Source organism: Methylocella tundrae, assembly GCF_038024855.1.
GTDB classification, from domain to species: Bacteria; Pseudomonadota; Alphaproteobacteria; order Rhizobiales; family Beijerinckiaceae; genus Methylocapsa; species Methylocapsa tundrae.
The window spans coordinates 1,696,351-1,722,348 of sequence record NZ_CP139089.1; the positions used below are offsets into that span (position 1 = coordinate 1,696,351).

Sequence of the window (25,998 nt, forward strand, 5' to 3'; positions counted from 1 at the left end):
CAAGCTCGCTCTCCAAACATCGCCCAAAAGCTTCCGCTCCAAATGAGATCGCGCGAAAAAAAAGGAGCATGATCGTCCGGGGGTTTACGCGATCATGCTCTAGTTTAACCGTTTGGGCCTCCCCCGGCAGCGCCGAAGCCCCCGCCGCTAATCGAGCGCGAACACCACCATCGCGGCGCCGCCCTGAAGCTTGCCGACCTCCGGGAAAGCGCTCGCCATGAACCCCGGCGCAAGCGAACCCCAGCCAGCTGGCACGGCTATATATTGCTTGCCGTTGACCGCGTAGCTGATGATCCCCGCGCGAACGCCGGAGCCGACATTGAAATGCCAGAGCTCCTTGCCGTTTTCGGCGTCATAGGCGTGCACCAGCCCTTGCGGATCGCCGTTGAAGACAAGGCCGCCGCCCGTAGTCAGCACGCCGCCAAGGCCCGGAATGGAATAAGGCACCGACCATTTCAGCTTGCCGGTGATCGGATCTCGCGCATCGAGACGGGCGCTTGCCGGCGCATCCGGCGGCTTCACGGCCTCGAGTTTCTCGACGCCAAGATAGAGCCCTGCGATGCCGATTTTGGATACGTCCTGCTTGGCTGGAATCAAGGTCTCACAGGCTTCCATGGCATTGGTGTACCAGAGCTTGGTCTTCGGGTTATACGCTCCCGGATTCCAGCTTCTCACTCCAAGCAGATAGGGACAGACAACGGTTTCCTTTCCGAGCGGGTAGTCCCCGACCTGCCCGGTCAATTCGCCCGTCTTGGGGTCGATGCTTTTCACCCAATTATAGTTTTGCGCAAGCGGCCAGACATTGGCGAGCTTGCCGTCCGCTTTGTCCATGACGAAAACGAACCCGCTCTTGCTGAGATGCACGATGAGCTGGCGTTTTCCCTCGTCCACCACGAGGGCCTCATAAACTGCGTCATAATCATAGTGATCGCCCGGAACTTCCTGACGATGCCATTTGATGTTGCCCGTCTTGGGATCCAGCGCCAGCATGGTCGCAGCATAGAGGTTGTCGCCGTGTCTATCGTTCCAGTAAAAATCCGGAGCCGCATTGCCAACGCCGATGAACACGGTGTCGCTCGTTGGATCATAGGTGCCGACGTTCCATGCGGTGCTGCCGCCGACCGCGCCCGTGTCGCCGGGCCAGCTTTTCGGATCGTCCTTCGTCGTCTTCAACGTCCACAACAGCTTGCCGGTCAAAGCGTCGACGCCAAAGATTTGGCCCGCGATGGGCTGATCTCCGCCCGTCGTGCCGCCAACGAGCACGTCCCCAGCGAGCACAGGCGTCGATGAGAACAGACATCCGTAGCACTTCTTGAGATCGGTGAGCTGAGTCGACCAGGCCTCCTTGCCGGTCTTCTGATCAATCGCCACGACACGGCCGTCAAGCGTGCCAAGATAGACGAATCCGTGCCCCATCGAAATATTTCGAATTTGTGAAGCGTAGAAGCTCTGGCTTGCCACAGGAGCAAGTTTTGGCTGATAGTGCCAGATGGTTTCGCCAGTCGCGCCATTTAGCGCAAAGACATTGTCATTCGCCGCGACATAGTAAAAGACGCCGTCAGCGACGAGCGGCGTCGACAAGAGTCCGCTCGTAATGTCTCCCGGCTGATGAATCCAGGCGACGTGCAGCTTCTGGACGTTCTTGGTGTTGACCTGCTCGAGCGGACTATAGCGCCAGGCATTCCACGTGCGATGATATTCCGGCCAATCATTCGGATTGGCGTTACCGGCGGTAAGCGAATCCGCCGCGCGAGAAGACAGGGCGGCGCCGCACAGCACCGCCAAAGCGGTTCCGCTCGCCAGCGCGAGCCGCCGCAACACATCAAGTCCCATTTGCTTTTGTCCCCTGTTTTGCTCTGCGCCCTGAAGATGCAGCGACGCCTGTCGTCGCATCACCACACATAGGCGAGTTTGAAATATCCGGCGTTGGTCATATCGACGTTGCGCCCCTGCACCGAGTGCGAGTAGCGCACCGTCAGCGACATCGTCGGCGAGAATTTGAACATGACGCCGGCGCCGAGCGCCGTCTCTTCGCTGTGCGGCGCCAGGATGAGGCCGTCGACGACCTGGTAGGCGCTGCTCTGCGTTTGCCAGTCGACCCCAAGGAACGGCTCGAAGATCGTCGGGTTGACCCAGCCGAGACGAGCGTTGAAATGAAAGGTCGTGCCAGCCACGGCCTGTGGCTGGCCGGGCAATGATTGATTCGAACGGATGACGGCGCCAAGATTTCCGGTGAGACTGACCGCCGGCCACTGCGCGTCAAAGAAGATGCTGGAGTAATTCGCCCAGTAGCCATTCGTAACCCTTGGCATGCCGATGGGAAGCTGCAGGAAGTTCTGCACGCCGAGCGTCGAATTCGGCGTCGGCTTGAACCACATCGCAGGACCCGTCAGCGTGTCGCCAATGCCTCTGACGCCATTGCCCGTTCCGGGGCCAGTGACTCCAACCTCAGGCGTGATGACTTCATAAGCGAACCCAATATCGCTGATGCCGGGAAAGCACCAGAAATACACATATTTCGAAAGGCCGACGAACTGATTCTGTTTGCTTCCGTTGATGGCGCCGCCGCTGTTGTTATAGGCCTGTGATCCGATGTTATTTTCGCCATATTGGACAAAAACATTGAAAGGCTTGAAATTGACCGGCAAATCATATTCGTGCGGCCCGATCACCGCGAATGTAATGTTGTCTGCTAGCGCCGGCGTTGCAGCCAAGCCAAACGCCGCCGCCACCGCCGTCAACAGTGGGCTGCGCCGCGCCGTTTTTTCATGACATCCATCATTTCTCGATGTTGCGCGGCATGATGCGCCCGCTTCACTCTTTTCCATGTTCCCTCTCCCCTCTTCCACCGCATTCGAAATGCGGCCTAGATTGCGCCTGACCGGTTTGGTCAACGTCCACCCCACTAAGTGTCGCCGAAGGTTTCATGAACACGCGCTTCATGAAAGAAACAAACCACGCAGCACAATTCTATTTTTTATTATGTCTCTGTTTTACACCAGTTTTTTAGGCTCGCAGCTCCATGACGAGCAGCTTGCGCCGGTATAATGCCGACGCAGTTCTGAGCCGCTTTCAATCTGGTCTTCTGCGAGTCTCACGATGGTCGCGCCGCCGCGCAAACGTCCAGACACGATGTTTGACGCCGGGAATATCGCGTTCCGTATTTATGCCATTTCGCTCATCATCTTCATCGACCCGCATTTAGCCCGGCGCTTATGATTTAGATGCCCGCATGTTTGCGAATCAGCGCATTGACGGCGTTGGCCTTCTCCATCTGCACCATGTGGCCAGCACCCTCGATTACCTCCGCGCGCCAGCCTGCCGGCAGGGAAGATGCGTGAGAGACTGGAATGATCTTGTCGCCTGCTCCCCAGATGACAGCGACCGGCCGCTGCGCTTTCGCCGCCTCTTCCTTCAACACAGACGCCTGCCTGCCGTTGGCGAACAGATTCTTCGCCAGCGCGTCCAACGCCTCGTTGACTCCATCAAGCCGCTTGTATTTGAGGAGGTCGTCGATCAGTTGCCGGCTGACGAGATTTGGATCGTCGAACAGCTGTTCGAGCACGGGCTTCAACTCGCGCCGGGACGAGGAATGGGCGAATCCTTCAATATAGCTGATGTTGATATCCTCACCCAATCCCACCGAGCTGATGAGCGTCAGCGATTTGACAAGTTCTGGATGATCGATCGCCGTCTTCAGCGCTATCGCGCCGCCCATCGAATGCCCAATAACATGCGCGTTGCCGACGCCGACCTTGTTCAAGAAATCAACGAGCGCCTTGGACAAGCCTTCCAGGGAGGGTTCGCTAAGCGTCTTGGTCGATTGGCCATGACCTGGGAGATCGAGCGCATAGACGGTGGCGTTGTCCGCCAGAGCGTCGATATTGAAAAGCCAGTTGTCGAGATCGCCGCCAAAGCCATGCACCAGCACAATCTGCTCGCCGCCCTGCCCACGCTTCGCGTAACGGAGCCTCCCGGCGGCCGTATCGACGAACTCATATTTCGGTCCCGCGTCCTCGGCTTCGTCTTCCCCGGCCGCGGGCGTCACATAGCCGGCTATAAAGGCGTCGATGTCGGCCTCTGGAACCTCGGGGTCCGCGAGCACGGCGAGAAGCGCCTTGACCGGATAGACGGTGTCCTCCCTGCCGATAATGCGGCGCAAAACCCCGGTATCGCCCGCCTCCACCACATTGGTTATTTTATCGGTCTCGACTTCGAGCAGTTCGTCGCCGAGCTTGATCGTCGATCCGGGCTTCTTGAGCCAGCCCGTGACCTTGCCTTCGGCCATCGAAAGCCCCCATTTGGGCATCACCAATGGCTTGATGCGTTCATCCGTCATTACGCTTAATCCTCAGGCTGCCGCCATTTTGTGGACGATGGTCTTCCGGACCGCGGCGGCGATGGCGTCGGCCGTCGGAATGTAGATATCCTCGAGCGTCGGCGAGAACGGCACCGGCGAATGCGGCGCGGTTACCATTTGAGGCGCCGACTTCAACGCGCCAAAAGCGTGTTGCGCCACAAAGGCTGAAACGTCACAGGCGATCGAACAGCGTGGATGGGCTTCATCGACAGCGATGAGACGTCCGGTTTTTTCGACGCTTTCAATAACGGTGTCCCAATCAATCGGCGAGAGCGTGCGCAGGTCAATGACTTCGACCTCGACGCCCTCCCTGGCAAGCTTCTCGGCCGCGTCCCGCGAGCGATGCACCATCAACCCATATGTGACGATTGTCGCGTCCTTGCCCTCGCGGACGATGGCGGCCTCTCCGAAGGGAATCGTGTAGGATTCAACTGGCACGTCGACTTCATGCGAGTAGAGATTCTTGTGCTCGCAAAAAATGACGGGATCATTGTCCCGGATGGACTGGATGAGCAGCCCCTTAACGTCATAGGCGTTGGACGGGCAGACGACTTTCAAACCCGGAATGTGTGTGACGAGCGGCGTCAGCATCTGCGAATGCTGAGCAGCGGCGCGATAGCCGGCGCCAATCATGGCGCGGATCACGACCGGAGTCTCGGCCTTGCCGCCGAACATGTAGCGGAACTTCGCCGCCTGATTGAAGATCTCGTCGAAGCAACAGCCGATAAAGTCGATGAACATGAGCTCGGCGACAGGGCGCATCCCGCACGCCGCGGCGCCGATAGCCGCGCCGACATAGGCCGATTCCGACAAAGGCGTGTCCATGACGCGCGCGCCATGCTTGGCGTAAAGCCCCTTGGTGACGCCGAGCACGCCGCCCCAGGCGTCGTCTTCGCCGGGCGCGCCGGCGCCGCCGACGATATCCTCTCCCATCAAAATGACTGTCGGGTCGCGCGTCATTTCAAGGTCGAGCGCCTCGTTGACGGCCATCTTATAGCTGAGCTTGCGAGCCATGGTCCGTTGTTCCTTTCCTATCAGTACGAGACGTATACGTTGGACATCAGATCCTTCGGCGAGGGCAGCGGCGCGGCTTTCGCGCTGGCCACCGAATCCTCAATGAGGTCCGCCACCTGCTGATCAATCGCGTCGAGCTCCGCATCGCTAATGACGCCTGCCTCCGTCACTTTGGCGCGGAAGATTTTCAGGCAGTCGCGGTTGGCGCGGTTGTATTCATTCTCTCCCTTTGCCTTGTAGGTTTGCGCGTCGCCTTCGAAATGGCCGAAGAAACGAATGACCTCACATTCCAGGAGCGCCGGGCCGCCGCCTTCGCGCGCGCGCTTGATGAGCTCGCCGACCACCTCATAAACCGCGAAAAAATCCGTTCCGTCGGCGACGACGCCGGGAATGCCGAAACCCGCGCCGCGATCGACATAGGATTTCACAGCCGTTCCGTAGTCACGCGACGTCGCTTCCGCGTAGCCATTGTTTTCGCAAACGAAGATGACCGGCAGGTTCCAGACGGCCGCAAGGTTCATGCTTTCGAGAACCATGCCCTGGTTCGCAGCCCCGTCGCCGAAGAAGGAGATCCCGACGCCGCCATCGCCGCGGAACTTCGCCGCCAGCCCGGCGCCGCAGATGAGCGGCGCGCCAGCGCCAAGGATGCCGTTCGCCCCCATCATGCCTTTGGACAGATCCGCGATATGCATGGAGCCGCCGCGGCCCTGACACGAGCCCGTCACTTTGCCATAGATTTCAGCCATCATTCCATGAACGTCGACGCCCTTGGCGATGCAATGGCCGTGGCCGCGATGGGTCGAGGCGATCCGGTCCCGATCATTGAGATGCATCATGATGCCGGTCGCAACCGCTTCCTCGCCTGCATAAAGATGAACGAAGCCGGGTATGTCGCCTTTCGCGAAATCAATGTGCAGCCGCTCCTCGAACTCGCGGATGGTCTTCATCATGCGGTAGGCTTCGAGAAGCCCGGCCTTGTCGATTGGAAAGGGATTGTCGCTCATTTCTTTCTCCGTGATCTTCATTGCGCCGCGAACGCCGCCAAAAGCAAAGGTCCGCCAACTGCGTCCTCGTTCATGATTTCTTCGCGCAGCAGGCCATGCGTTGCGGCGGCGCGCATGCAGGCCGCAACATCGACACTGCGGAAGGCGCCGTCACGCAGCGTGATCGAGACCTTTTCATTGCGCGAAAAGGTAATCTCCCGCTCACCGTCAAACGCGAGCGAACCTGCCTCCAAGCGTGGAACGATCGCCTCACCCGGCGCGATCCTGCGCCAGTCTGCGAGCCGGATCGGCGCGATCAGTCCAGGCGCGATCGGGGCGCGCAGGATTGCGCGCGGACGCGCGCCCGCGCCCTCCCCGGCGAACATCACCTGCAGACCGAAAGGCTCCTGCCGGGAGACTGGCTCAAGAAGGCCGGCGATGGCGGACATTCCTATGAGCGTCGGATCGGCGAAAGTGACGTATAATTCGCGGAAGGTTTCCGTGCGCCACAGCGCCTTCGCGCCGACATGGCGGTCGCTGATGAGCGCAATATCGACCAGGGCGATATGCGTTGTCCCGCCAATAGCAGCGTCCAGGCGCTTGTTGGCGCGGAATGCGAGATCAGCGGGAACCCGGCCGGTCACGGCGACGCCAACGGCAAGCCCGACGACTGTGTGCTCACTCTGTTCGGCGAAAGCGTTGTTGGTTCCTGTTGAGATCGCGGCGATGGGCGTCGAGCCGCACGCGGACACAACGGCGCGATGCGTGCCGTCGCCGCCAAGAGCGATGATCGCGCCAACGCCGCCGGCGCGCATCAAGGTCGCCGCCGCGCGCGTGTCCTCGACGGTTCCCCATAGCGGCATGTCGAGAGGCGTGACGTCAGGGTAGCGCTGAAGCCCCTGATTGCGTGCGCGCGACAATCCGCGCAGCACATGCTGCAACAGTCCGGAGCGATCCGGCATCATCACGGCTTGGGTCACGCCGCAGGCAAAGAGTCCGGCAAGCACCCGCAGCACAGCGTTGGCGCGGTCGGCAATTTGCACGCTCGATGCGTCGGCAATCACTCGACGAATGTCTCGCGCCGAAAAAGGATTTGCGATTATACCGACGGTCAGCGTCAACTCATTCTCCCGGCGACCCGCTCTTTTTTCTTCGCGGCGGATCGAGAAGGAGACAGCAAGCATGGCGCCAGCGTCGCGGCGGCAAGCAATATGTATTTAAATCAATTGGTTATGATTTTCCTCGCGTCGCGGGTGAGGCGCCTCTCCCGCCTCGCCTGAGGCGATCGGCTGCAACAGGTGTGGCGGCGAATCTGGCGCGCCAACTGAAGCTATCATCAGTGCTGGAGAGTCAGGGATCGCGCTTTTGCGGCGGCACGAGCCCGAAGCGCCGCATGCGGCGATGCACAGTCGACCGATCGACGCCAAGCGCGCGGGCAACGGCCGAGACGTTCCAATGATGCTCGCGCAGCGCTTCTCGCAGACCCTTCAGCGTGTCGGGACCGATCTCGCTCTCCGCGGCGCCGGCGTCCCCGCGCCGTGGGGCGCCCTGGGCTCGCAAAATGATATCTGGCAGGTCTTCGACGTCGATCACATGCTCTGAGCAAACGGCGCTGGCGTAATCGAGGCAATTGACCAGTTCGCGGACGTTGCCTGGCCATGAATGGGCGCAAAGAGCGGCGAGAGCCGCTTCGGTCAAGCGATAGGCCGCGCCATCCTCCTTCGCCCTGCGCGCCAGAAGACGGCCGATCAACCATCTTACGTCGGCGCGCTGACGTAGCGGGGGAAGCGTGAGCACCGCGCCATTGAGACGGAAGTAGAGATCTTCGCGGAAGCTTTTCGCCTTCACGAGTTCGACGAGGTCCCGGTGAGTCGCCGCGACGACGCGCACGTTGACGGGCAAAGGCTTGACTTTGCCGATCGGCGTCACCTCCCGCTCCGCCAGCACGCGCAGGAGGCGGGTCTGGGAGGCGAGCGGCATATCGCCGATCTCATCCAGGAAAAGCGTGCCGCCGTCGGCTTCCAGCACGAGCCCCTTCTTGCCTTTGGAGGCCGCTCCGGTGAACGAACCGGCCTCATAGCCAAAAAGTTCGCTTTCGATCAGACTTTCAGGCAGGGCCGCGCAGTTGACGGCGACGAAGGGCTTGCCGGCGCGGGGCGAAGCCGCGTGCAGCGCCTTTGCAAGATGTTCCTTGCCGGTTCCGGTCTCCCCCTGGATCAGAATGCTCATCTGCGTGCCGACAAGCTTCGCGGCCCGTTTCATCGCGCCCGACATGATCGGATCGTCGCAGAACATCTCCCGCAGCGGCGGCGGCAGATTGACCTCGGCCGCGGGCGACGGCCGCGCTGGCGTCGCGGCCGGGGGAGGCATCGCCTGCGCAAACAGCGCGGTGCCGCTCGCCAGAAGCCGCATCATGCGCTGATCGGTCGGCCGGAAGCGGGCGAACTGGGGAAGCGATGTGACGTCGCAATCGAAAAAAGTGGACAGGGGCTCGCCGATGACCCTCGTGCTCGCCCGTCCGACGAGCGTCGCCTCGCGGGCCAGAAGCTGACGCGTACGGTTGTTGAGGCCGATAATGCAGCCGTTGTTATCGACCGCGAGAATGAAATCCGGGTCGATATCGGCAAACTCCTGGGCGTTCGATAGCTTGAGGATCCAGTCGCTTCGGAAGCGATTGAGAAGGTTAGCGTTTTCTATCTTATGGGCAAAGCTTTGGACGAGCTGCAGGGCAAGATGCTGGCTGACTTTCGGCTCCGGGGAGTGTAGCGCGGAAATGTCGAGCACAGCCGCGAGATCGCCATAGGAATCGAAAATCGGCGCGCTGGTGCAGGTCAAGGATATATGGGATGCGTCGAAGTGGTCGCTCTGATGCACGACGAGCGGCTCGCCCGTGGCGATGCACGTGCCGACAGCGCATGTTCCAGCGAGCGGCTCATGCCAATCAGCGCCGAGATAAAGACCCGCCCCGCGCAGATTGTCGCTGAAGGTCGGATCGCCCATGAAATCCACGGTGACGCCCTTGGCGTCCGTCAGCAGCATCACATAGTCGAGGCATGAGACTTGCCGATACAGGGTTTCGAGGCCGAATCGCGCCGTTCGCAGGAACTCTTCCATCGCCTCCCGGTGTTCGGTCAGCCGCTCCTGCGGCAGGATATAGGCGACGCGCGAGGCTATCGGGTCGAGCCCGTGCTGGTCTATGCAGCGCCGCCATGAATCATGGATAACTTTGTCCCGGTCAGAGACCTTTCCCGTCATGAGGCCGACGACCTCATCAATATGGGCAACCTGATTCCGCTTCACCCAAGTCTCACTCCCCAAATCTTTTTGGCGCGATCATCAGGGAAATTAAAGCAATATTCAAGCAAATCCGGCTCCCCACGATTTCAACGTCGAACATCTATCCTCGAATGGAGGACAAATAACAGACGAAATATTTCGCCGCCCGCAGCGGCGTCCGGCAAGTTACGCGTTATTCTAATCCCGTTCCATGAGCGTCTTAACCCGCTCGAACCAACATTGCGGCTACCCTGGCGGTTGATGGAATCATGAGCCAGAAGGACCGGCGCGTCGCTTTTCGTGCGGTCGCAATTCGCCCGCCTGCATCAGCGAGAACCTGCCTAAAGTCCGCGAGGCCAAACCTAGCTTTGTCGCATCGGCGCGAAAGCACAACGCCCGCCGTTTGACGCGCCCGCGCCGAAAAACACGATTTAATCACGTATTTTCTGACGTGCTTCTCACCTTTTCTTGCGATGATCGTTCACACATGATGCTTGTCCCGAGAACGCCTTGCCTCTTCTATTCACCAGCTGCCCCATTATTTGTGCGACGCATGATTGATACCGGCGTGTCGCTTGTTTAGTTTCCACTAGGCACTAAGAAAAAAACTCAAATTCGGGGGAACGATCCATGAACCATTCTCAAGCGCCGGCGGGAGATGGCGGCCCGGCGAATGTTGTCGATGTGGAGGAACAGCTTTCTTGGTCGAACGGATCCGTGCTGATGAAGACGCAGGGCGCTGATAGCAGCTGTCAACGCCATTTTCTTCGCAAGGATCTGGCCATAGGCATCCTCTTTCAAAATCCCGGCAGCGAGGTGAATTGGCGGCTCGATAGCAAGCCGGCGTTGGCAAAGGCGTGGACGTCAACGATGGGATCCCACGACCTTGTCGTTCTTCCGCCCGGCTGCGAGTTTCGCGCCAACTGCCGAGGGAGCGGACAGGGATTGTGGTTATTCATCGACCCTCAATCGGTCCTTGACGATCATCGGGTTAAATCTTTCGCTGAACGAGCGACGGTGGATTGTTCATGGACGAAAGACCGTCTGGCATGGACGGTCGTGTCAGAAATCAGGAAAGAATGCGCGAACGGTTTCCCGCGCGGGCCGATGTTCCTCGAAAACACAGCAACGATGTTCCTCACGGAATTGGCGTATTTCCTCGAGGATGGCGGATCACGCTTCGAGCCAATACGCGCACTTGACGATACAAAACTGCGAATGGTCGTCGAGTATATCGAAACCAATCTCCATCGTAACATTACGCTGACAGAACTATCAGGTCTTGTCGAACTCACCCCGAGATATTTCTGTGGGGCGTTCAAACAGGCAATGGGGAGGCCTCCCCATCAATTTCAGATCGAACAGCGGATAGAGCGGGCGAAGACGCTGTTGCATGAGCCCAGGTTGTCCCTGATCGATATTGCGCTGACGGTAGGATTCAACAGCCAAAGCCACCTCAACGATTATTTTCGTCGCGTCGTAGGCGTAACGCCCGCCCGCTATCGAGCTGAAATGCGACCAGGCAAAACAACGCCGCCGAATAAGCCAAGCTCCTGAAGACGTCACGGACGGGCTCACCCAACACGATTGACCATGCGTTCGGACCAGAGAGCCGGTTTGATTCCTATAATGACGGCGCCTGTTGGCGAAAGACGAGTGCTTGATCCCTGACGCAAAGACGATCGGGACGAGCTTGAGCGCCGGACGTCCGAGGTGAATCTGAGCCGATCTCCTGTCAGAAGCATATTGTGACGGAAAATATCCAGATCCTGATATGGATCGGAATTTCATGGAAGATTGAGCGCTGCCCTGGCGCTATGCGTTTTCAAATGTCGTCAAATAAGTAGGCGGCAGTTAAGCAAAGTCATCGGGGGAAGCAATGTTGAAACGATCAGAACGGCGCTATACGCGCTCACCCGCGCAAACAGTAAAGCGGCGCGTCAGGGAAAGCGTCGGCATGGCGCTCGGCGTGTGCGCCTTTGCAGGAGTGCTGACGGCGCCGATGCAGGCCCATGCGGCGAACCCGCTGCGCGTCGAGACCAAGGAAGGCCCGGTCAAGGGATTCCTGAAAAACGGCGTCGCGGAATTCCTCGGCGTTCCCTACGCCGAACCGCCGCTTGGCAATTTGCGCTGGAAGCCGCCGCATAAACATGCGCCCTGGACCAATGTTCTACAGGCGACAGCCTATGGGCCGACCTGCGCCCAGATTACGACTCTCGGCGTGTTCGCTGGCCCCGCCAACAACAACGAGGACTGTCTTTATCTCAACGTCTTCACGCCGAACGTCGATCCCGTGGCAAGAGAAAAGCTTCCAGTCATCTTCTGGATCCACGGCGGCGGCAATGTCGATGGCGAAAGCAATGACTATGATGCGAGCAAGCTCGCAGCCCAGGGCCACACGGTCGTCGTCACCATCAATTATCGCTTAAATCTGATGGGCTTTTTGGCAAATCCCGCATTGGACGCGGAAGGCCACAATTTCGGCAACTACGGAACGCTCGATCAACTGCTTGCGCTCAAATGGGTGAGGCATAACATCGGACAATTCGGCGGCGACAAGAACAACATCACTGTCGGCGGCCAGTCCGCGGGCGCCCAGGACACCGGCGTAGCCGTGATATCGCCTCTGTTCTCCGGCCTGTTTCACCGCGCGATCTACGAAAGCAGCGTCCCGAGCGCAGTACCGACGCTGGCGACTGCTGAAGCAAGAGGCACGGCTTTCTCGGTCGCGGCAGGCTGCGGCGCCGGCTCGGACGCGGCTACCGCCAAATGCCTGCGCAGCTTGACGGCTCAGCAAATTGAGACGCTTGCGGGAACGGCGAGCACTCAAAGCGCCTACATAACAGGCCCGCTGCAGGACGGCACAATTATTCCAATACAGCCTAGCGCGGCCTGGAAGAGCGGCCAGTTCAGCCATATGCCGATGATGAATGGACGCGTGCAGGATGAGGCCAACTTTGGCCTTGGCATTACGGAATATTTTTCCGGTCCTCCCCGCGTGCCGCCGACTGCGGCGCAATATACGGCTTTTGTCACCACTACCTACAGCGGCAACGCCGGACCGATCAACACGCCGCCGGCCTATCCGCCGGGGACTGTTCGGGCGGTTCTGGCTCACTACCCTGTCGATGCCTATGCCTCGCCGCAATTGGCCTGGGACGCGGTCGCGACAGACCCCGGCGCATGCATCACCAGACACTACAGTCAGATCATAGCTCCTCAAGTGCCGTATTACGCTTACGAATTCGACGAGCGCACGGCGCCTTATTATTTCCCGAAGATGCCCGGCTTCCAGGCCCTAGCCTATCATACCAGTGATATTCAGTTCTTGTTCCCCCTCTATCACGGCGGGCCGGAGGGAATCCCTCACCAGCTGAACAAGAAGCAGGAAGATCTCTCCGATCAGCTCGTTGCCGCCTGGACGAACTTCGCCTGGACAGGCAATCCGAACGGATTGGGGAATGCCCCTTGGCCGGCCTACACGGCGAAAACGCCTTTCTGGTTGTCGGAGGACATTCCGTTCCTATCAACCTTGACGGACGCCCAATTCTCGGCAAATCACAAATGCGGCTTCTGGGATAAGGTCCTGATCTATCCTTAGTCCAATCTATAGCCGATGCGGCGAAGTGACGGTCCCCGGACCGTCACTTTTTTATTATCTCCAAATTTCGCGGCATTGCTTGCTTCGGACGAGCCTCAGCCCCGAATAGCTCGGCTGCCCGTTCGAGCAATTGCGCCGGGTGATCTGATTCGGGTGGCATCCCATTGACGCGTGAGTGCGGCCAGCGTCTTCGCGCCCTCGATCGCGGCCAAGACCACCTTCTTGATCCATGTCCGTGACACTGCGGTCAAGCAGCCGGCGAACTTTTTGATAAGGTATGTGAACGAGGCTAAAAGAAATTCGCTATGATCGCCGGTAATGGGGACAATATCTGATCAAACATCGTCTTTCAGCGCGGCGAGTCGCAAGGCCTATCCGCGCCAAGCTGGCGGTTGAGACACATGGAAGGTTCGCGAGCGCTGTCTCTTCGCGATCTGCCATCCGTTAGCGCGGTTCTTAGCGCCGCCGCGGCTCCGGCGCTGCTGGAGCGCTTTGGCCGCATTGCGTCGACAGATGCGGTTCGGGCGGTTCTGGGCGATGCGCGCAGGGCGTTAAGGGCTGGCGCGCCGTCCGTCCCCAGCGCGCAGGATGTTGCGCTCCTTGCGCTCGCGAGGCTCGACCAAGAAGACCGCTCCGGTCTGCGCCCGCTGTTCAACCTCACCGGCACGGTTCTGCACACCAATCTCGGCCGGGCGGCGCTGCCCGAGGCGGCGGTCGAGGCCGCGATGGCGGCGATGCGCGAACCCGTGGCGCTGGAGTTCGACCTCGAGACGGGCCGGCGAGGCGAACGCGACGATCATGTGCGGGCGCTCCTTTGCGCCCTGACCGGCGCGGAGGATGCGACGGTGGTCAACAATAATGCGGCGGCGGTGCTGATCTCCCTCAACACGCTGGCGAATGGCCGCGAGGCGATCGTGTCGCGCGGAGAATTGATCGAGATCGGCGGCGCCTTCCGCATGCCGGACATCATGGCGCGAGCGGGCGCGAGGCTGGTCGAGGTGGGGACGACGAATCGAACTCATGCCAGGGACTACCGCGCGGCGCTCAGCACGGAGACCGGAGTCATTCTCAAGGTGCACACCTCCAATTACCGTATTCAGGGGTTCACCGCCGAGGTCGGCGGGGCTGAGCTGGCGCAGATCGCCGGCGAGGCGAATGCGCCTTTGATGAACGACCTCGGGTCCGGCACGCTGATCGATCTTTCGCGCTACGGGATGCAAAAAGAGCCGACCGTGCGCGAGGCGGTGGCGGAGGGCGCCGGGGTGGTGACGTTTTCTGGAGACAAGCTGCTCGGCGGACCGCAAGCTGGCTTCATCGTCGGCCGGCGCGCGCTTATCGCCGCCATCAATCGCAACCCGATGAAACGCGCATTGCGAATCGACAAGATCCGGCTGGCGGCCATCGAGGCCACGCTGAAGCTTTACCGCGACCCCGATCGTCTTGCAGAGCGTCTGCCCACACTGCGGCTGCTGACGCGAACTCAAGCGGAGATCGAAGCGCAGGCGCGCCGGCTGCAGCCGGAAGTGGCGCAGGCGGTCGGCGCCGCTTTTGCCGTGACGATAGGCGAATGTCGCAGCCAGATCGGGTCTGGCGCGCTGCCGCTCGATACGATCGCCAGCGCCGGCCTCGTCATTCGTTCAGGCGCGGGAGGCCGCGCGCTGGAGCGGCTGGCGGCCGCTCTGCGCAACCTGCCCCGGCCGGTGATCGGGCGGATCGAGGATGGCGCCCTGACGCTCGATATGCGATGTTTGACCGATGAAGCGGCCTTTGTGTCGACTCTCTCGGCGTTGGACCGCGATGCGCTGGCTTGAGCGGTTGAAGGAGCCGCACGCGCCGCGCCGCGATGCGCTGGCCGAAGCAAGAGCCGCGGCCGGGAACGGCGGCCGCGGCGCGCAGCCCCAGCCGGACACGGCGTCATGATCATCGGGACCGCCGGCCATATCGATCACGGCAAGACCGCTCTGGTCAAAGCGCTGACCGGGATCGACGGCGACCGCCTTAAGGAGGAGAAGGCGCGCGGCATCACCATCGATCTCGGCTTCGCCTATCTTCCGCTGGAAGATGGCGCGATTCTCGGCTTCGTGGACGTGCCCGGCCATGAGCGTTTCGTGCACACCATGCTGGCTGGCGCGAGCGGAATTGATTTTGCCCTGCTCGTCGTCGCCGCCGACGACGGCATTAAGCCGCAGACGCTGGAGCATCTGGCGATCGTCGATCTGATGGGCGTCAGGCGCGGTCTCGTTGCGCTGACCAAGGCCGATATTGCCGCGCCTGAACGTTTGGCCCAGCTGACGGGCGAGATAAGGGCCGCGATCGCCGGAACGGGGCTTGAGGGCGCCGATATCCTGCCGGTTTCGGCGCTGACCGGAAAGGGCGTCGCTGAGTTGCGCGCCCGGCTTGCCGCGGCCGCCGCCGAAAGCGTGGATTGCTCGGCGGAGGGCCGCTTTCGCCTTGCGGTCGACCGCGCCTTCACGCTGTCCGGCGTCGGCGTCGTCGTCACCGGCTCCGTCTTGTCCGGGGCGGTGCGCGTAGGCGACCGGGTCCTCATCAGCCCGTCCGGTCTGCCGGCGCGGGTGCGCTCGCTGCACGCGCAGAACAGATCAGCGCAGACCGGGCGCGCGGGTGAGCGTTGCGCGCTGAATTTAGCCGGCCCGGACGTCTCCAAAGACGCGATCCAGCGCGGCGATATGGCGCTCGATCCCGAATTGCATGCGCCGACAGACCGAATCGACGCAGTGTTGCGCGTGCTGCCCGGCGAACCGAAGCCGATCGGCCAATGGTTTCCGGCGCGACTGCATCACGCCTCGGCCGAAGTTGGAGCGCGCGTCGTCCTGCTCGGCGATGATCCAATTCGGCCCGGCGACTCGGGCGGCGTCCAACTGGTGCTCGACCGGCCGATTGCCGCCGCTGCGCTGGATCGCTATGTCATCCGGGACGCCTCGGCCCAGCGAACGATCGGCGGCGGCCGTCTCATCGATCTTCGTCCGCCAGCCCGGCGACGGCGAACGCCAGAGCGGGCGGCGCAACGCGCGGCGCTGGAATTTTCCGACCCGGTGGCCTCGTTCTCCGCCCTGCTTGCCGCGCCACCCCATGCGGCGGATATTGCGGTCTTCGCGCGCGATCGCACCCTGTCCGCCGCCCAAACGGATCGGCTGGTCAAGGCGCTGGATCTGGTTATTCTGGACGCGGGCGCGTCAAAAATCGCCATCGCGCCAGAACGCTGGCGGATTTTCACGTCGAGCCTGATGGAGCGGCTTGCAATCTTTCATGCCGAAAATCCCGACCTTCAGGGCATTGGCCGGGAAAGACTGCGGCTCGCGCTGCAACCGCGCCTGCCGGCGCCAGCGTTCGTCATCGCCCTGCAGAAGGCGGCCTTGAATGGCGAGGTCGTTCTCGATGGCGCTTTTGTCCGTCTTGCCTCGCATGAAGCGCGTCTCTCAGCCAAGGACGAAGAGGTCTGGGCCAAGATCGCGCCCTTGCTCGGCGGCGCGGCGCGATTCCGCCCGCCCCGCGTGCGCGACATCGCCGGATCAACGGGGCGGCCTGAGGCTGAAGTCCGCAGGCTGCTCAAGCTGGCGGGACGGATGGGCTGGGCCGATGAGATCGCGCATGACCATTTCTTCCTGCGTCCAACCGTTCACGAAATGGCAGGCGTCGCCGCCGGCGTCGCGGTTCAGGCGGAGGGCGGCGCTTTCACTGCGGCGCAGTTTCGCGACAAGCTCTCCAACGGCCGCAAGGTCGCGATCCAGATCCTTGAATTCTTTGACCGGCATGGCGTCACGGTGAATCATGCCGACATCCGGCGCATCAACAAGCGCCGGCTGGACATGTTCGGACCCTTCGTGCTTCCGTCCGGCGGCTCCGATGGAGGAGAATCGTCCCCGGTGGGGCGTTCGGACTTCAAATCCGAATGGGGCGGCGAGCCTGTCCCGGGTGGGTTCGACTCCCGCTCTCTTCCGCCGGCACTGTCCCGGGACGGTTCGAGATGACTGCGGCGCGCGCCACCGATTTCGACGACTGGCTGGTCCAGACATTCGGCCGGGTCGGCGCCTTTTCGGTGCTGATCGTGCTGGTCGAGATCGACGAAACCTCGGTCGCCCTGTTGTGCTCCTCGTATCTTCATGTCATCGCCGACGAGACGCGCTGGACGGACATGACGCGGCTGTTCGACGGCTCCGGCGCGGCCTGGAACGGCGCGGCCTTCTTCGAAGCCGATCAAGCCGGGTTGGTCGCCGACGCGGTCGCAAGGCAGCGGCTCACGTCGCTGACGCGCCATCTCGAAAAGGATCGCTCGATCCTCAATGAAGGCGCGTTTTTCGACGCTCGCGGGTTACGCCTGAATGTCGAAGAGATCATCGCGCGCTGAAGGAGAAGCGTTGGCGCATGATACCGAAAAGTTGCAGACTTTTCGGACCAACATCATCACGCGTCCCGCGCTATGCGACGCGAATAACCGGGTCTCCTGACGTGACCGACCCGATGATGCTTGCGCGCGGATAGCCCGCAGCCTCGATGGCGTCGCGAATGGACGATGCGCGGCCCGCGGCGCAGGCGATCAGCAGGCCGCCTGAGGTTTGCGGATCGGTCAGCAGCGTGCGCCGCCAACCCGGCAGACCGGACGGCAGAACGACTCCTTCTCCATAGCTCGCCCAGTTGCGCCCGGAGGCGCCGGTTGCGTATCCAGCCTCGGCCAGCGCCTGCGCCTGCGCCAGAAGCGGGACGCGCCCGAAGTTGATGTCGAGGCCGACGCCGGCCCCCCGCGCCATTTCGAGGCCATGGCCGAGCAGGCCGAAGCCCGTCACGTCGGTTATGGCGTGCACGTCCGCGTCCTCAGCCAGCGCAGGACCGACCCGGTTCAGCAGGGTTGTCGAGGCGATCAACTCGGCATAGCTGTCCTGCGTCAGCTTTTCCTTCTTGAACGCCGCGGAATAAACGCCAACGCCGATGCCCTTGGTCAGGATCAGCGCATCGCCGGGCCGTGCGCCGGAATTCCGACGGATATGGCCCGGACTGCACAACCCGATGACAGCAAGGCCGTAGATCGGCTCCGGGGCGTCGATCGAATGGCCGCCGGCGACGGCGATGCCCGCCTCGGCGCAGATCGAGGCGCCCCCTTGCAGGATCGCGCGCACGGTTTCGATCGGCAGCTTGTCGAGCGGCATGCCGAGGATCGCCAGCGCCATGATCGGCTTTCCGCCCATTGCGTAGATATCGGATAGTGCGTTGGCCGCGGCGATGCGCCCGAAATCGCGCGGATCATCCACCATGGGCATGAAGAAATCGGTGGTGGCGATGACGCATTGCTGGTCGTCGATCTGCCACACCGCCGCGTCGTCGCCCGTTTCCGTGCCGACGAGGAGTTGCGCGAAGGGGCCTGGCTGCGGCTGGCCGGCGAGAAGCCGCTGCAGCACGGACGGCGCCAGCTTGCAGCCGCAGCCACCGCCATGAGCAAGGCTGGTCAGACGGACGGGAGAGGTCGACATCGACAGGCCTTCTTCAAAAAGCGCCGCCCGCGCCCTGGCGACGAGGATCGTTCGAGTCTATCCGCGACAGCCGGCGAGCCGGTAATCCGCTTCATCGATTGGGATCGTTTCCATCGACAGCGCGTGCGCGTGCGGTTACGCTGGGCAGGTTGATCGGGGTCGAGACGGGGCTGATCATCCAGTCCTATCTCGACAAGCCATTGAAGTCATATTTTGTTCGCCCAGACCAGCCCCTTTTGCACGAAATGGCAGACAGGCTTCCGCTAACAAGCAAGCCACTGGAAAAGCGATGAATACAACGCGACAGAATAATCCCGCAATGGGATGGATCACGTTCTTTTTGATCGCGGCGGCCGGTCTATTCTACGTAAAATGGCTCCCTTACTACAATAGGGCGTTTGTGGCGGCGGCGACTCATTCCATCGGCCAGTCTATTTTGATGGGCAAGGCGGCGAGTCCGCCGTCCCCTTCAATCAGCGCGGCGCTGGATTATGCGTGGGTCTACGGCAAAGCGATCTGGCAGGCGATGGTTCTCGGGCTCTTGCTCGGCTCAGCGACCCAGGCCTTGCTGCCGGTCAATTGGGTGGCGAAGGCGCTCGGCCGCACGGAATTTGGAAGCGTGGCCGCGGGCGGCTTGCTGTCGATCCCCGGCATGATGTGCACTTGCTGCGCCGCGCCCATCGTCGTTGGGTTGCGCGAGCGCCAGGCTTCGGCTGGCGGAGCCATCGCATTCTGGCTTGGCAACACAGTATTGAACCCGGCGACGATTGTGTTCATGGGCTTCGTTCTCGGCTGGAACTGGAGCGCGCTGCGTCTCGCGCTGGGGCTTTTGATGGTGTTCGGGCTCGGCTACCTGGTGAATCGGATGGTGACGCCGAAGGAAGCGGAAGAGGCGGAGGCGCGCCTCGCCACGCTGGTCGGGAATACGCCGACCTCAGGCGCCTTCACGCGCTGGATGCGGATTCTGTGGCGCATGAGCGTGCGGCTCGTGCCCGAATATATCGTGCTGGTTCTGCTGCTCGGCGCCGCGCGGGCCTGGTTGTTCCCGCAAATCGACCCGCAGATTGACAATCACCTCATCTGGATTGTCGCGCTCGCGGTTGCGGGGACGATCTTCGTGATCCCTACCGCGGGCGAAGTGCCGATCATCCAGGCGATGCTTTCGCTCGGCATGGGCGTTGGACCGGCCGGCGCATTGCTGATGACGCTTCCGCCGATCAGCGCGCCGTCTGTTGCGATGCTCGCACGCTCGTTCCCGCCGCGGGTGCTTGCGCTCGTGACGGCGTCTGTCGTGGCGTTCGGCGTGATCGGCGGTTTGCTGGCCGTGGCGTTGCGATTCTAGAACGGACGCCCTATCCGACGAGCAGCAGCGGGTTCGGCGCATGGCGGGCCCAACCCGCCTCGCTAACCAGAATATCCAGCCCCAGCGTCGCAAGGTCGTCCGCGAAGGGATCGAGCCGCATGTCCCGGGCCTGGTACAGCATCTTCGCGTAAGTGTGGCACGTGTCGCAGGTCTCAGCCTTGGCCAACCCCGCATCGCCCTCGATTCCCTTGAGCGCGAGCGCACGCGAGTCGCCGCAGGTGACGCACACGGCGCGCACATGGTTCCACGCCGTGGAGCAGAGCGAACAATAAAGATAACGTGTTCCCGGCGTCGGGCCCGATGCGGTCACGACGCCCGCGACCGGCGTCGAGCCGCAGCAAGGGCATAGTCCGCGCTGCGGCAGCAATCGCAAGGATGACGCGGGTAAAGCCGCGGCGAGGCAGGTGAAATAGACCTGCAGCGCGGCCGCCACGTAAAGCGCGGCGCCTGCGTCCGCAACGTCCAGATCGCCATGGAGGAAACCATCGGCGAGGCCCTCGAGCGCTTCGGCGTTCCGATCGCGCAATCCCGTCACCACCGCAGGCGCTCGGAGAATTTCGGCGCCTAAACTGTCGAGCAGCATAGCGAGGCCGTCGCGCCACACTGGATCTCGCCGGCGCCCATCCGCTGCGAGCGGCGGCATGCGCGCTTCCACAGCGAGCTCCACCGCGGCTTGCGCTGGAGGCGAGAGAGGCCCCAGCTTCGCCGCGACGGCGTGTTGAGCGCTCGCGAGCCGCGCCATGAACCGCAGCCATTCCATCATCGGATGGCCGCCCGACAAAGCCTCCAATCGGCTTGCGGTGTTGGCGAATCTTCTCGCGGGGTCACGCAGGATCAGCGGCTCCGGCGCCTTGACGCCGCCGAGCGGATCACCGATCCAGGCGCCCTTAGGCGTCACTTCACCTTGTCTCATGGGCCTCGCCTCGTCTTCTCCATCAGCGCGGCGGCTCGCCGCCGGCTCGCGGGTTTGGCCCCCTGGAGTCGGTCGCCGCCAGGCGCCGCAGCCACTTGCGGTGATGCCGCCAAGCCCAGCCCGGCGTAACCCAGCCTTGCGTCATCGCCCGCATCGAGCCTTTGACCCAGAACGCCGCATAGACATGGATGATCCAAACGATGATCGCGGCGATCGCCGCAAGGGAGTGCACGAGCGCCGCGACGCGCTGCGTCTCGATCGTGGTCAGGCCCGAAAAATAGACGTCCCAGATCAAAATGCCGCTGACGAACAATGTCGGCACCAACAGGGTCATCGACCAGAACACACCTTTCTGGCCAGCGTTCAATCGTCCGATTTCGGGGATCTCCTCCTCTTCGTTCTTGAGGACGTGCGCGCCGGCCTTGAGCCATGCGAGATCGTCCGCGTTCCAGAGATTGTCGCGCCAGAATTGTATGAACATTCCCGCATAGCTGACGAGAAGCGCCACGCCGATCCACGGATGGACCGCGCGCGCCCATTGGCCGCCGCCGAACAGCCCTGACAGGAAGAACAGCATGGGGTGGAACATGGAGAGGCCAGACAGCAGCAAAAGGGCGAAGCAGCCTGCGGTGATCCAGTGATTGATCCGCTCGCCTGTGGTGTTGCGGATCAGCGTCCCTCTCGGATAGTTCATGATGCGTCATCCGCAGCGTGGAACAGGCGTTTCGCGTTCGCCTCATCGGCGGGTTCGACTTCGTTTGGCCCGACCACGACCCAATGCGCGAATCCCGCGATGGCCGCGAAAGCCATGCCGGCAAGCGCGAGGGGCTTGAGCAGTCCCTTCCAGGCCGACACCAATGGGCTGATGCGGGGATTGTCGGGCAGTCCCGCGTAGATCGACGGGCGGTCGGCATGATGGAGGACATACATCACATGCGTGCCGCCGACGCTCGGCGGATCATAAAGGCCGGCGTTGGCGAAGCCGCGCGATTTGAGTTCTTCAACGCGCTCACCGGCCCAATGGCTCATATCCTCCTTCGAGCCGAACATGATCGAGCCGGTCGGACACGCCTTGACGCAGGCGGGTTCTAGGCCGACCGAAACCCTGTCGGAGCAGAGCGTGCATTTATAGGATTTATGATCCTGCTTGCTGATCCGGGGGATGTTGAAGGGACATCCTTTGACGCAATAGCCGCAGCCGATGCAATTTTCGCTGATGAAATCGACGATGCCATTGGCGTATTGGACGATCGCGCCAGGCGCCGGGCACGCCTTCAGGCAGCCGGGATCCTCACAGTGCATGCAGCCGTCCTTGCGGATCAGCCATTCGAGATCGCCCTTGTCATTGTCCCACTCGGTGAAGCGCATGAGCGTCCAGACGGCGGGCTCAAGATCGCTCGGGTTGTCATAGGACCCTTCAAAGCTTCCGATCTCCGGCCGCAGATTGTTCCACTCCATGCACGCGGCCTGGCACGCCTTGCAGCCGATGCAGCGGCTGACGTCGATGAGCTTTGCGACTTCCTGTTCGTGGTTGCGCACTGAAGGTGGCGTCAAGGTCGAAGCCGAGCGCCGGATAAGGTCCTGGGACTGCAGGTCTGCCATCAGTTCGGGCTCCTTCAGGCGACGGGGGCGCCAACCTTCTCGAGATTGACGAGAAAGGCCTTGAATTCAGGCGTTTGCGTGTTGGCGTCGCCGACCGAGGGCGTCAGGGTGTTGGCGCCGTAGCCTTTGCGGGCCATGCCAGTGAACCCCCAGTGGATCGGCACGCCGATCACGTGCGTTGTCTTGCCGTCGACCAGCATAGGCTTTATCCGCTTCGTCACATAGGCCTTGCAGACGATCGCGCCGCGCTTGGATGCGACGCGCACCCAGCCTCCCTGAAGGACGCCTTTTTCCTTGGCCAGTTGCTCGCCGATTTCGACGAACTCCTCCGGCTGCAGGATCGTATTGATCAGAGCATGCTTGGTCCAGTAGTGGAAATGCTCGGTCAGCCGGTAGGTCGTCGCGACATAGGGGAAATCCGCGGCGGTCCCGAACGCCGCGCGATCGTCAGCGAAGACGCGCGCCGCGGGATTGGTGCGCACCTTTGGGTGCAGCACGTTCTGAGACGGCGATTCGAATGGTTCATAATGTTCCGGGAACGGCCCCTCAGTCATCTGGTCTCTTGCGAACAAGCGTCCAAGACCCTCGTCGTTCATGATGAACGGCCCGATATCATCTGCCGGCTTCGCGGCGGGCGCGTAGTCGGGCACGTCTATGCCCGTCCATTGGCTGCCGTTCCATTCGATGATCGGCTTGCCCGGATTCCAGGCCTTTCCCGCGGGGTTGGCGCTGGCGCGATTGTAAAGAATGCGCCTGTTGGCCGGCCACGCCCAGGCCCAGTTCGGCGCGATGCCCTGTTCGCGCGGGTCGGTCGCATCGCGCCGCGCCATCTGATTGCCCTTTTCGGTGTAGCAGCCGGAGAAGATCCAGCAGCCGCTCGCAGTCGAGCCGTCGTCGCGCAACTGCGCAAAGCCGTCGAGCAGGCGCCCGGCTTTCGTCGTCACCGCGCCCGTATCGTCCTTGAGATCCGCGAGAGCCTTGCCGTTCATTTCCTTGGCCAATTCCTCAGGATCGGGCTCGGTCGGATCGGTATAGGCCCAAGTCAGGTTGAGGATCGGATCCGCAAACACGCCGCCGTCTTTGCGGTACATCTCGCGCATGCGGTGGAAAATTTGCGCCATGATCCAGATGTCGGACTTGGCGTCGCCAGGGGGCGGCGCCGCTTTCCAGTGCCATTGCAGCCAGCGCGCCGAATTGACGAGAGAGCCGTCCTCTTCGGCAAAGCATGTCGTCGGCAGCTGGAACACTTCGGTCTGGATCGAGGCCGGGTCGGACGGATTCTGCGGCCCGAAATTCTCCCAGAAACGTGAAGTCTCGGTGTCGAGCGGATCCATCACGACGAGATACTTCAGCTTGCCGAGGCCGCGGCGGATCTTGCCCTTGTCCGGGAAGGCCTGCAGCGGATTGAAGCCCTGACATATGTAGCCGTTGAGTTCGCCATGGTTCATCATCTCGAAGGCGCGGATGATGTCATAGCTGCCTGCGTCCGACTTCGGCAGGAAGTCATAGGCCCAATCATTGTCCGAGCGCGCCGCGTCGCCGTAGATCGCCTTCTGGAAACTGACAAAGAACTTGCCATAGTTGCGCCAGTAGCTGATCTGGCCACGCCGCAGCGGCTTGAATTGCCGCTTTTCCATATATTTCTGGAAGGTCGGTTCTGTCTCGGTCGGCAGCACCATATAGCCCGGCATCAGATTCCAGAGGAGTCCGACGTCGGTAAGGCCCTGAATGTTGGAATGGCCGCGCAAAGCGTTCATGCCGCCGCCTGCGACGCCGATGTTGCCGAGCAGAAGCTGAACCATCGCCATCGCACGGATGTTCTGGGAACCGATCGAGTGTTGCGTCCAGCCGAGGGCGAACAGGCTCGTCAGCGCCTTGTCGGGCGCGGATGTCGTAGCGAAGAGCCGACAGACGTTGAGGAATTTATCCTGCGGCGTGCCGCAGATGCGCGACACCATCTCCGGCGTGTAGCGATCGACATGGGCGCGCAGCAGATTGATGACGCAGCGCGCGTCCGTCCATGTATCGTCCGCCCTGGCATAGCCTTCGTCATCAAGCGCATAGTTCCAGCTCGACTTGTCGTAGCTGTGCGTGTCCTCCTTATAGCCAGAGAACAGCCCGTCCTCGAAAGCAAAGCCGTCCTTCACGATCAGGCTGGCGTTGGTGTAGGCGCGCACATATTCCTTCTGGATGGCGCCCTGCTCCAGAAGGTAACGGATGACGCCATTAAGGAAGGCGATGTCGGTCCCCGGCCGGATCGGGACATAAACGTCCGCGACCGACGCCGTGCGGGTAAAGCGCGGATCGACCACCACGAGCTTGGCGTTGTTCTCGATCTTCGCTTCGATCACCCATTTGAAGCCGCAGGGGTGCGCCTCGGCTGCGTTGCCGCCCATGACCAGCACGACATTGGCGTTCTTGATGTCCTGCCAGGTGTTGGTCATTGCGCCGCGACCGAATGATGGGGCCAAACTGGCCACCGTCGGCGCGTGTCAGACGCGGGCCTGATTGTCGAAGACCAACATCCCGAAGGAGCGGGCGATCTTCCACGTAAGATAAGCGGTCTCGCTCGATGACGCGGACGCCGCCAGCATCCCGGTGCTCAGCCATCGGTTGACCGTCGCCCCGGCAGCGTTCTTCGCGATGAAATTCGTGTCGCGATCCTGTTTCATCAGGGTCGCGATGCGGCCGAGCGCGAAATCCCACGAAACCTCTTTGAGCTCGCCGCCGCCCGGCGCCCGATATTTCGGGGATTGCAGCCGCGTCGGCGCATGTACGATGTCGAGAAGCGCCGCTCCCTTCGGACACAGCGTGCCGCGGTTGACCGGGTGGTCGGGATCACCCTCGATGTGGATAATGTTGGACCTCGCGTTCTTCGCGCGGTCTCCCATGCTGTAGATCAAGATCCCGCAGGCGACGGAGCAATAGGTGCAGGTGTTGCGGGTCTCCGTCGTCGCCGTGAGCTTGAACGGGCGGACGGAAGCAGCCAAAGCTTCGCCGGAAAGGCCGAACCCGAGAGCGCCAAGACTCGATACCGCCAAGCTGGCGCCGGTGAGCTTGATGAATCCACGCCGACTGAGTTTCATGAGCGCACGCTCCCGCGGATCTTGGCCATAGCCAACAGACACTCTAGGGCAGTCCAATCAACGCATAAATATAGACGATATGGCCCGCGTCACAAGGAAAAGTCGCGCCAGCCTGGACGACGCGACATCATACCTCCGCGATCCGGGCGCGAGGGTCGAGACCGCACTGACGCCGGCGCACGCATCATGTGGATGGCGTCGGGCGAGACGAAGCAGGCGCGGTTCGTCGCTTTCGGGGCGCCTGCCCGAAACGGCGCCGATTAGGGCGCCCCCGGCCTGTGTCTTCGCGGATTGGCGCCGGGCGTGCGTTGGATTTG

Annotated in this window: 17 protein-coding genes, 1 tRNA gene and 1 pseudogene; 7 read left to right on the top strand and 12 right to left on the bottom strand. The window is 61.8% G+C overall.

Annotated features, from left to right (window positions below):
- Window positions 1-147: 147 nt before the first annotated feature.
- From SIN04_RS10265 to SIN04_RS10295, 7 genes are all read right to left on the bottom strand, one after another.
- Window positions 148-1,833, bottom strand: a complete 1,686-nt coding sequence (locus tag SIN04_RS10265; protein WP_134488874.1) for a pyrroloquinoline quinone-dependent dehydrogenase — start codon at window positions 1,831-1,833, stop codon at window positions 148-150.
- 59 nt (window positions 1,834-1,892) lie between these two features.
- Window positions 1,893-2,714 (bottom strand): transporter, encoded by an 822-nt coding sequence (locus SIN04_RS10270; protein ID WP_166795900.1) that lies wholly within the window; start codon window positions 2,712-2,714, stop codon window positions 1,893-1,895.
- A gap of 506 nt (window positions 2,715-3,220) precedes the next feature.
- Window positions 3,221-4,339 carry an acetoin dehydrogenase dihydrolipoyllysine-residue acetyltransferase subunit gene (locus SIN04_RS10275; protein WP_134488878.1) on the bottom strand — a complete coding sequence of 373 codons (1,119 nt, stop codon included), beginning with the start codon at window positions 4,337-4,339 and terminating at the stop codon, window positions 3,221-3,223.
- Between the two features lie 12 nt (window positions 4,340-4,351).
- Window positions 4,352-5,374, bottom strand: coding sequence for an alpha-ketoacid dehydrogenase subunit beta (locus SIN04_RS10280; RefSeq protein ID WP_134488880.1), 1,023 nt, complete (start codon window positions 5,372-5,374; stop codon window positions 4,352-4,354).
- Between the two features lie 20 nt (window positions 5,375-5,394).
- Window positions 5,395-6,378, bottom strand: a complete 984-nt coding sequence (locus tag SIN04_RS10285; protein ID WP_134488882.1) for a thiamine pyrophosphate-dependent dehydrogenase E1 component subunit alpha — start codon at window positions 6,376-6,378, stop codon at window positions 5,395-5,397.
- 17 nt (window positions 6,379-6,395) lie between these two features.
- Window positions 6,396-7,478, bottom strand: a complete 1,083-nt coding sequence (locus SIN04_RS10290) for an ATP-NAD kinase family protein (RefSeq protein ID WP_341264421.1) — start codon at window positions 7,476-7,478, stop codon at window positions 6,396-6,398.
- A gap of 229 nt (window positions 7,479-7,707) precedes the next feature.
- On the bottom strand, window positions 7,708-9,657 hold the full coding sequence (locus tag SIN04_RS10295) for a sigma-54-dependent Fis family transcriptional regulator (protein ID WP_341264422.1): 1,950 nt from the start codon (window positions 9,655-9,657) through the stop codon (window positions 7,708-7,710).
- A gap of 606 nt (window positions 9,658-10,263) precedes the next feature.
- Between SIN04_RS10295 and SIN04_RS10300 the strand changes: the two genes are divergently transcribed.
- The 6 genes and pseudogenes from SIN04_RS10300 to SIN04_RS10325 all read left to right on the top strand — a co-directional run bounded on the left by SIN04_RS10300 (window position 10,264) and on the right by SIN04_RS10325 (window position 17,600).
- Window positions 10,264-11,190, top strand: coding sequence for a helix-turn-helix domain-containing protein (locus tag SIN04_RS10300; RefSeq protein ID WP_134488884.1), 927 nt, complete (start codon window positions 10,264-10,266; stop codon window positions 11,188-11,190).
- A 322-nt stretch (window positions 11,191-11,512) separates the two neighbouring features.
- Window positions 11,513-13,234, top strand: a complete 1,722-nt coding sequence (locus SIN04_RS10305) for a carboxylesterase/lipase family protein (RefSeq protein WP_341264423.1) — start codon at window positions 11,513-11,515, stop codon at window positions 13,232-13,234.
- A 401-nt stretch (window positions 13,235-13,635) separates the two neighbouring features.
- On the top strand, window positions 13,636-15,045 hold the full coding sequence (gene selA / locus SIN04_RS10310) for an L-seryl-tRNA(Sec) selenium transferase (RefSeq protein ID WP_134488886.1): 1,410 nt from the start codon (window positions 13,636-13,638) through the stop codon (window positions 15,043-15,045).
- A 105-nt stretch (window positions 15,046-15,150) separates the two neighbouring features.
- A pseudogene (gene selB / locus SIN04_RS10315) lies at window positions 15,151-16,980 on the top strand (selenocysteine-specific translation elongation factor); the annotation flags it as partial.
- 120 nt (window positions 16,981-17,100) lie between these two features.
- Window positions 17,101-17,193, top strand: a tRNA-Sec gene (locus SIN04_RS10320).
- A 26-nt stretch (window positions 17,194-17,219) separates the two neighbouring features.
- Complete coding sequence (locus SIN04_RS10325; protein WP_134488891.1) at window positions 17,220-17,600, top strand: hypothetical protein; 381 nt, start codon at window positions 17,220-17,222, stop codon at window positions 17,598-17,600.
- A 70-nt stretch (window positions 17,601-17,670) separates the two neighbouring features.
- On the opposite strand, the gene selD is transcribed toward SIN04_RS10325, so the two are convergent.
- Window positions 17,671-18,717 carry a selenide, water dikinase SelD gene (gene selD, locus SIN04_RS10330; protein ID WP_134488893.1) on the bottom strand — a complete coding sequence of 349 codons (1,047 nt, stop codon included), beginning with the start codon at window positions 18,715-18,717 and terminating at the stop codon, window positions 17,671-17,673.
- Between the two features lie 289 nt (window positions 18,718-19,006).
- Between selD and SIN04_RS10335 the strand changes: the two genes are divergently transcribed.
- Window positions 19,007-20,059 carry a permease gene (locus SIN04_RS10335; RefSeq protein ID WP_134488895.1) on the top strand — a complete coding sequence of 351 codons (1,053 nt, stop codon included), beginning with the start codon at window positions 19,007-19,009 and terminating at the stop codon, window positions 20,057-20,059.
- Window positions 20,060-20,069: 10 nt separating this feature from the next.
- Here the strand turns inward: SIN04_RS10335 and fdhE are convergent, their stop codons facing one another.
- Genes fdhE through fdnG form a run of 4 tightly spaced genes read right to left on the bottom strand, consistent with a single transcriptional unit; the run spans window position 20,070 to window position 25,681 of the window.
- Entirely contained in the window at window positions 20,070-20,993 is a 924-nt protein-coding gene (gene fdhE / locus SIN04_RS10340) for a formate dehydrogenase accessory protein FdhE (protein WP_134488897.1), read from the bottom strand.
- A gap of 22 nt (window positions 20,994-21,015) precedes the next feature.
- Window positions 21,016-21,687 (bottom strand): formate dehydrogenase subunit gamma, encoded by a 672-nt coding sequence (locus SIN04_RS10345; RefSeq protein WP_341264424.1) that lies wholly within the window; start codon window positions 21,685-21,687, stop codon window positions 21,016-21,018.
- A complete protein-coding gene (fdxH, locus tag SIN04_RS10350; RefSeq protein WP_134488901.1) occupies window positions 21,684-22,595 on the bottom strand; it encodes a formate dehydrogenase subunit beta in 912 nt (303 codons plus the stop codon). The genes SIN04_RS10345 and fdxH overlap by 4 nt, the downstream gene beginning before the upstream one ends.
- 14 nt (window positions 22,596-22,609) lie before the next feature.
- Window positions 22,610-25,681: a formate dehydrogenase-N subunit alpha gene (fdnG, locus tag SIN04_RS10355; protein WP_166795901.1), complete on the bottom strand. Its 3,072-nt coding sequence runs from the start codon at window positions 25,679-25,681 to the stop codon at window positions 22,610-22,612.
- Window positions 25,682-25,998: the final 317 nt, after the last annotated feature.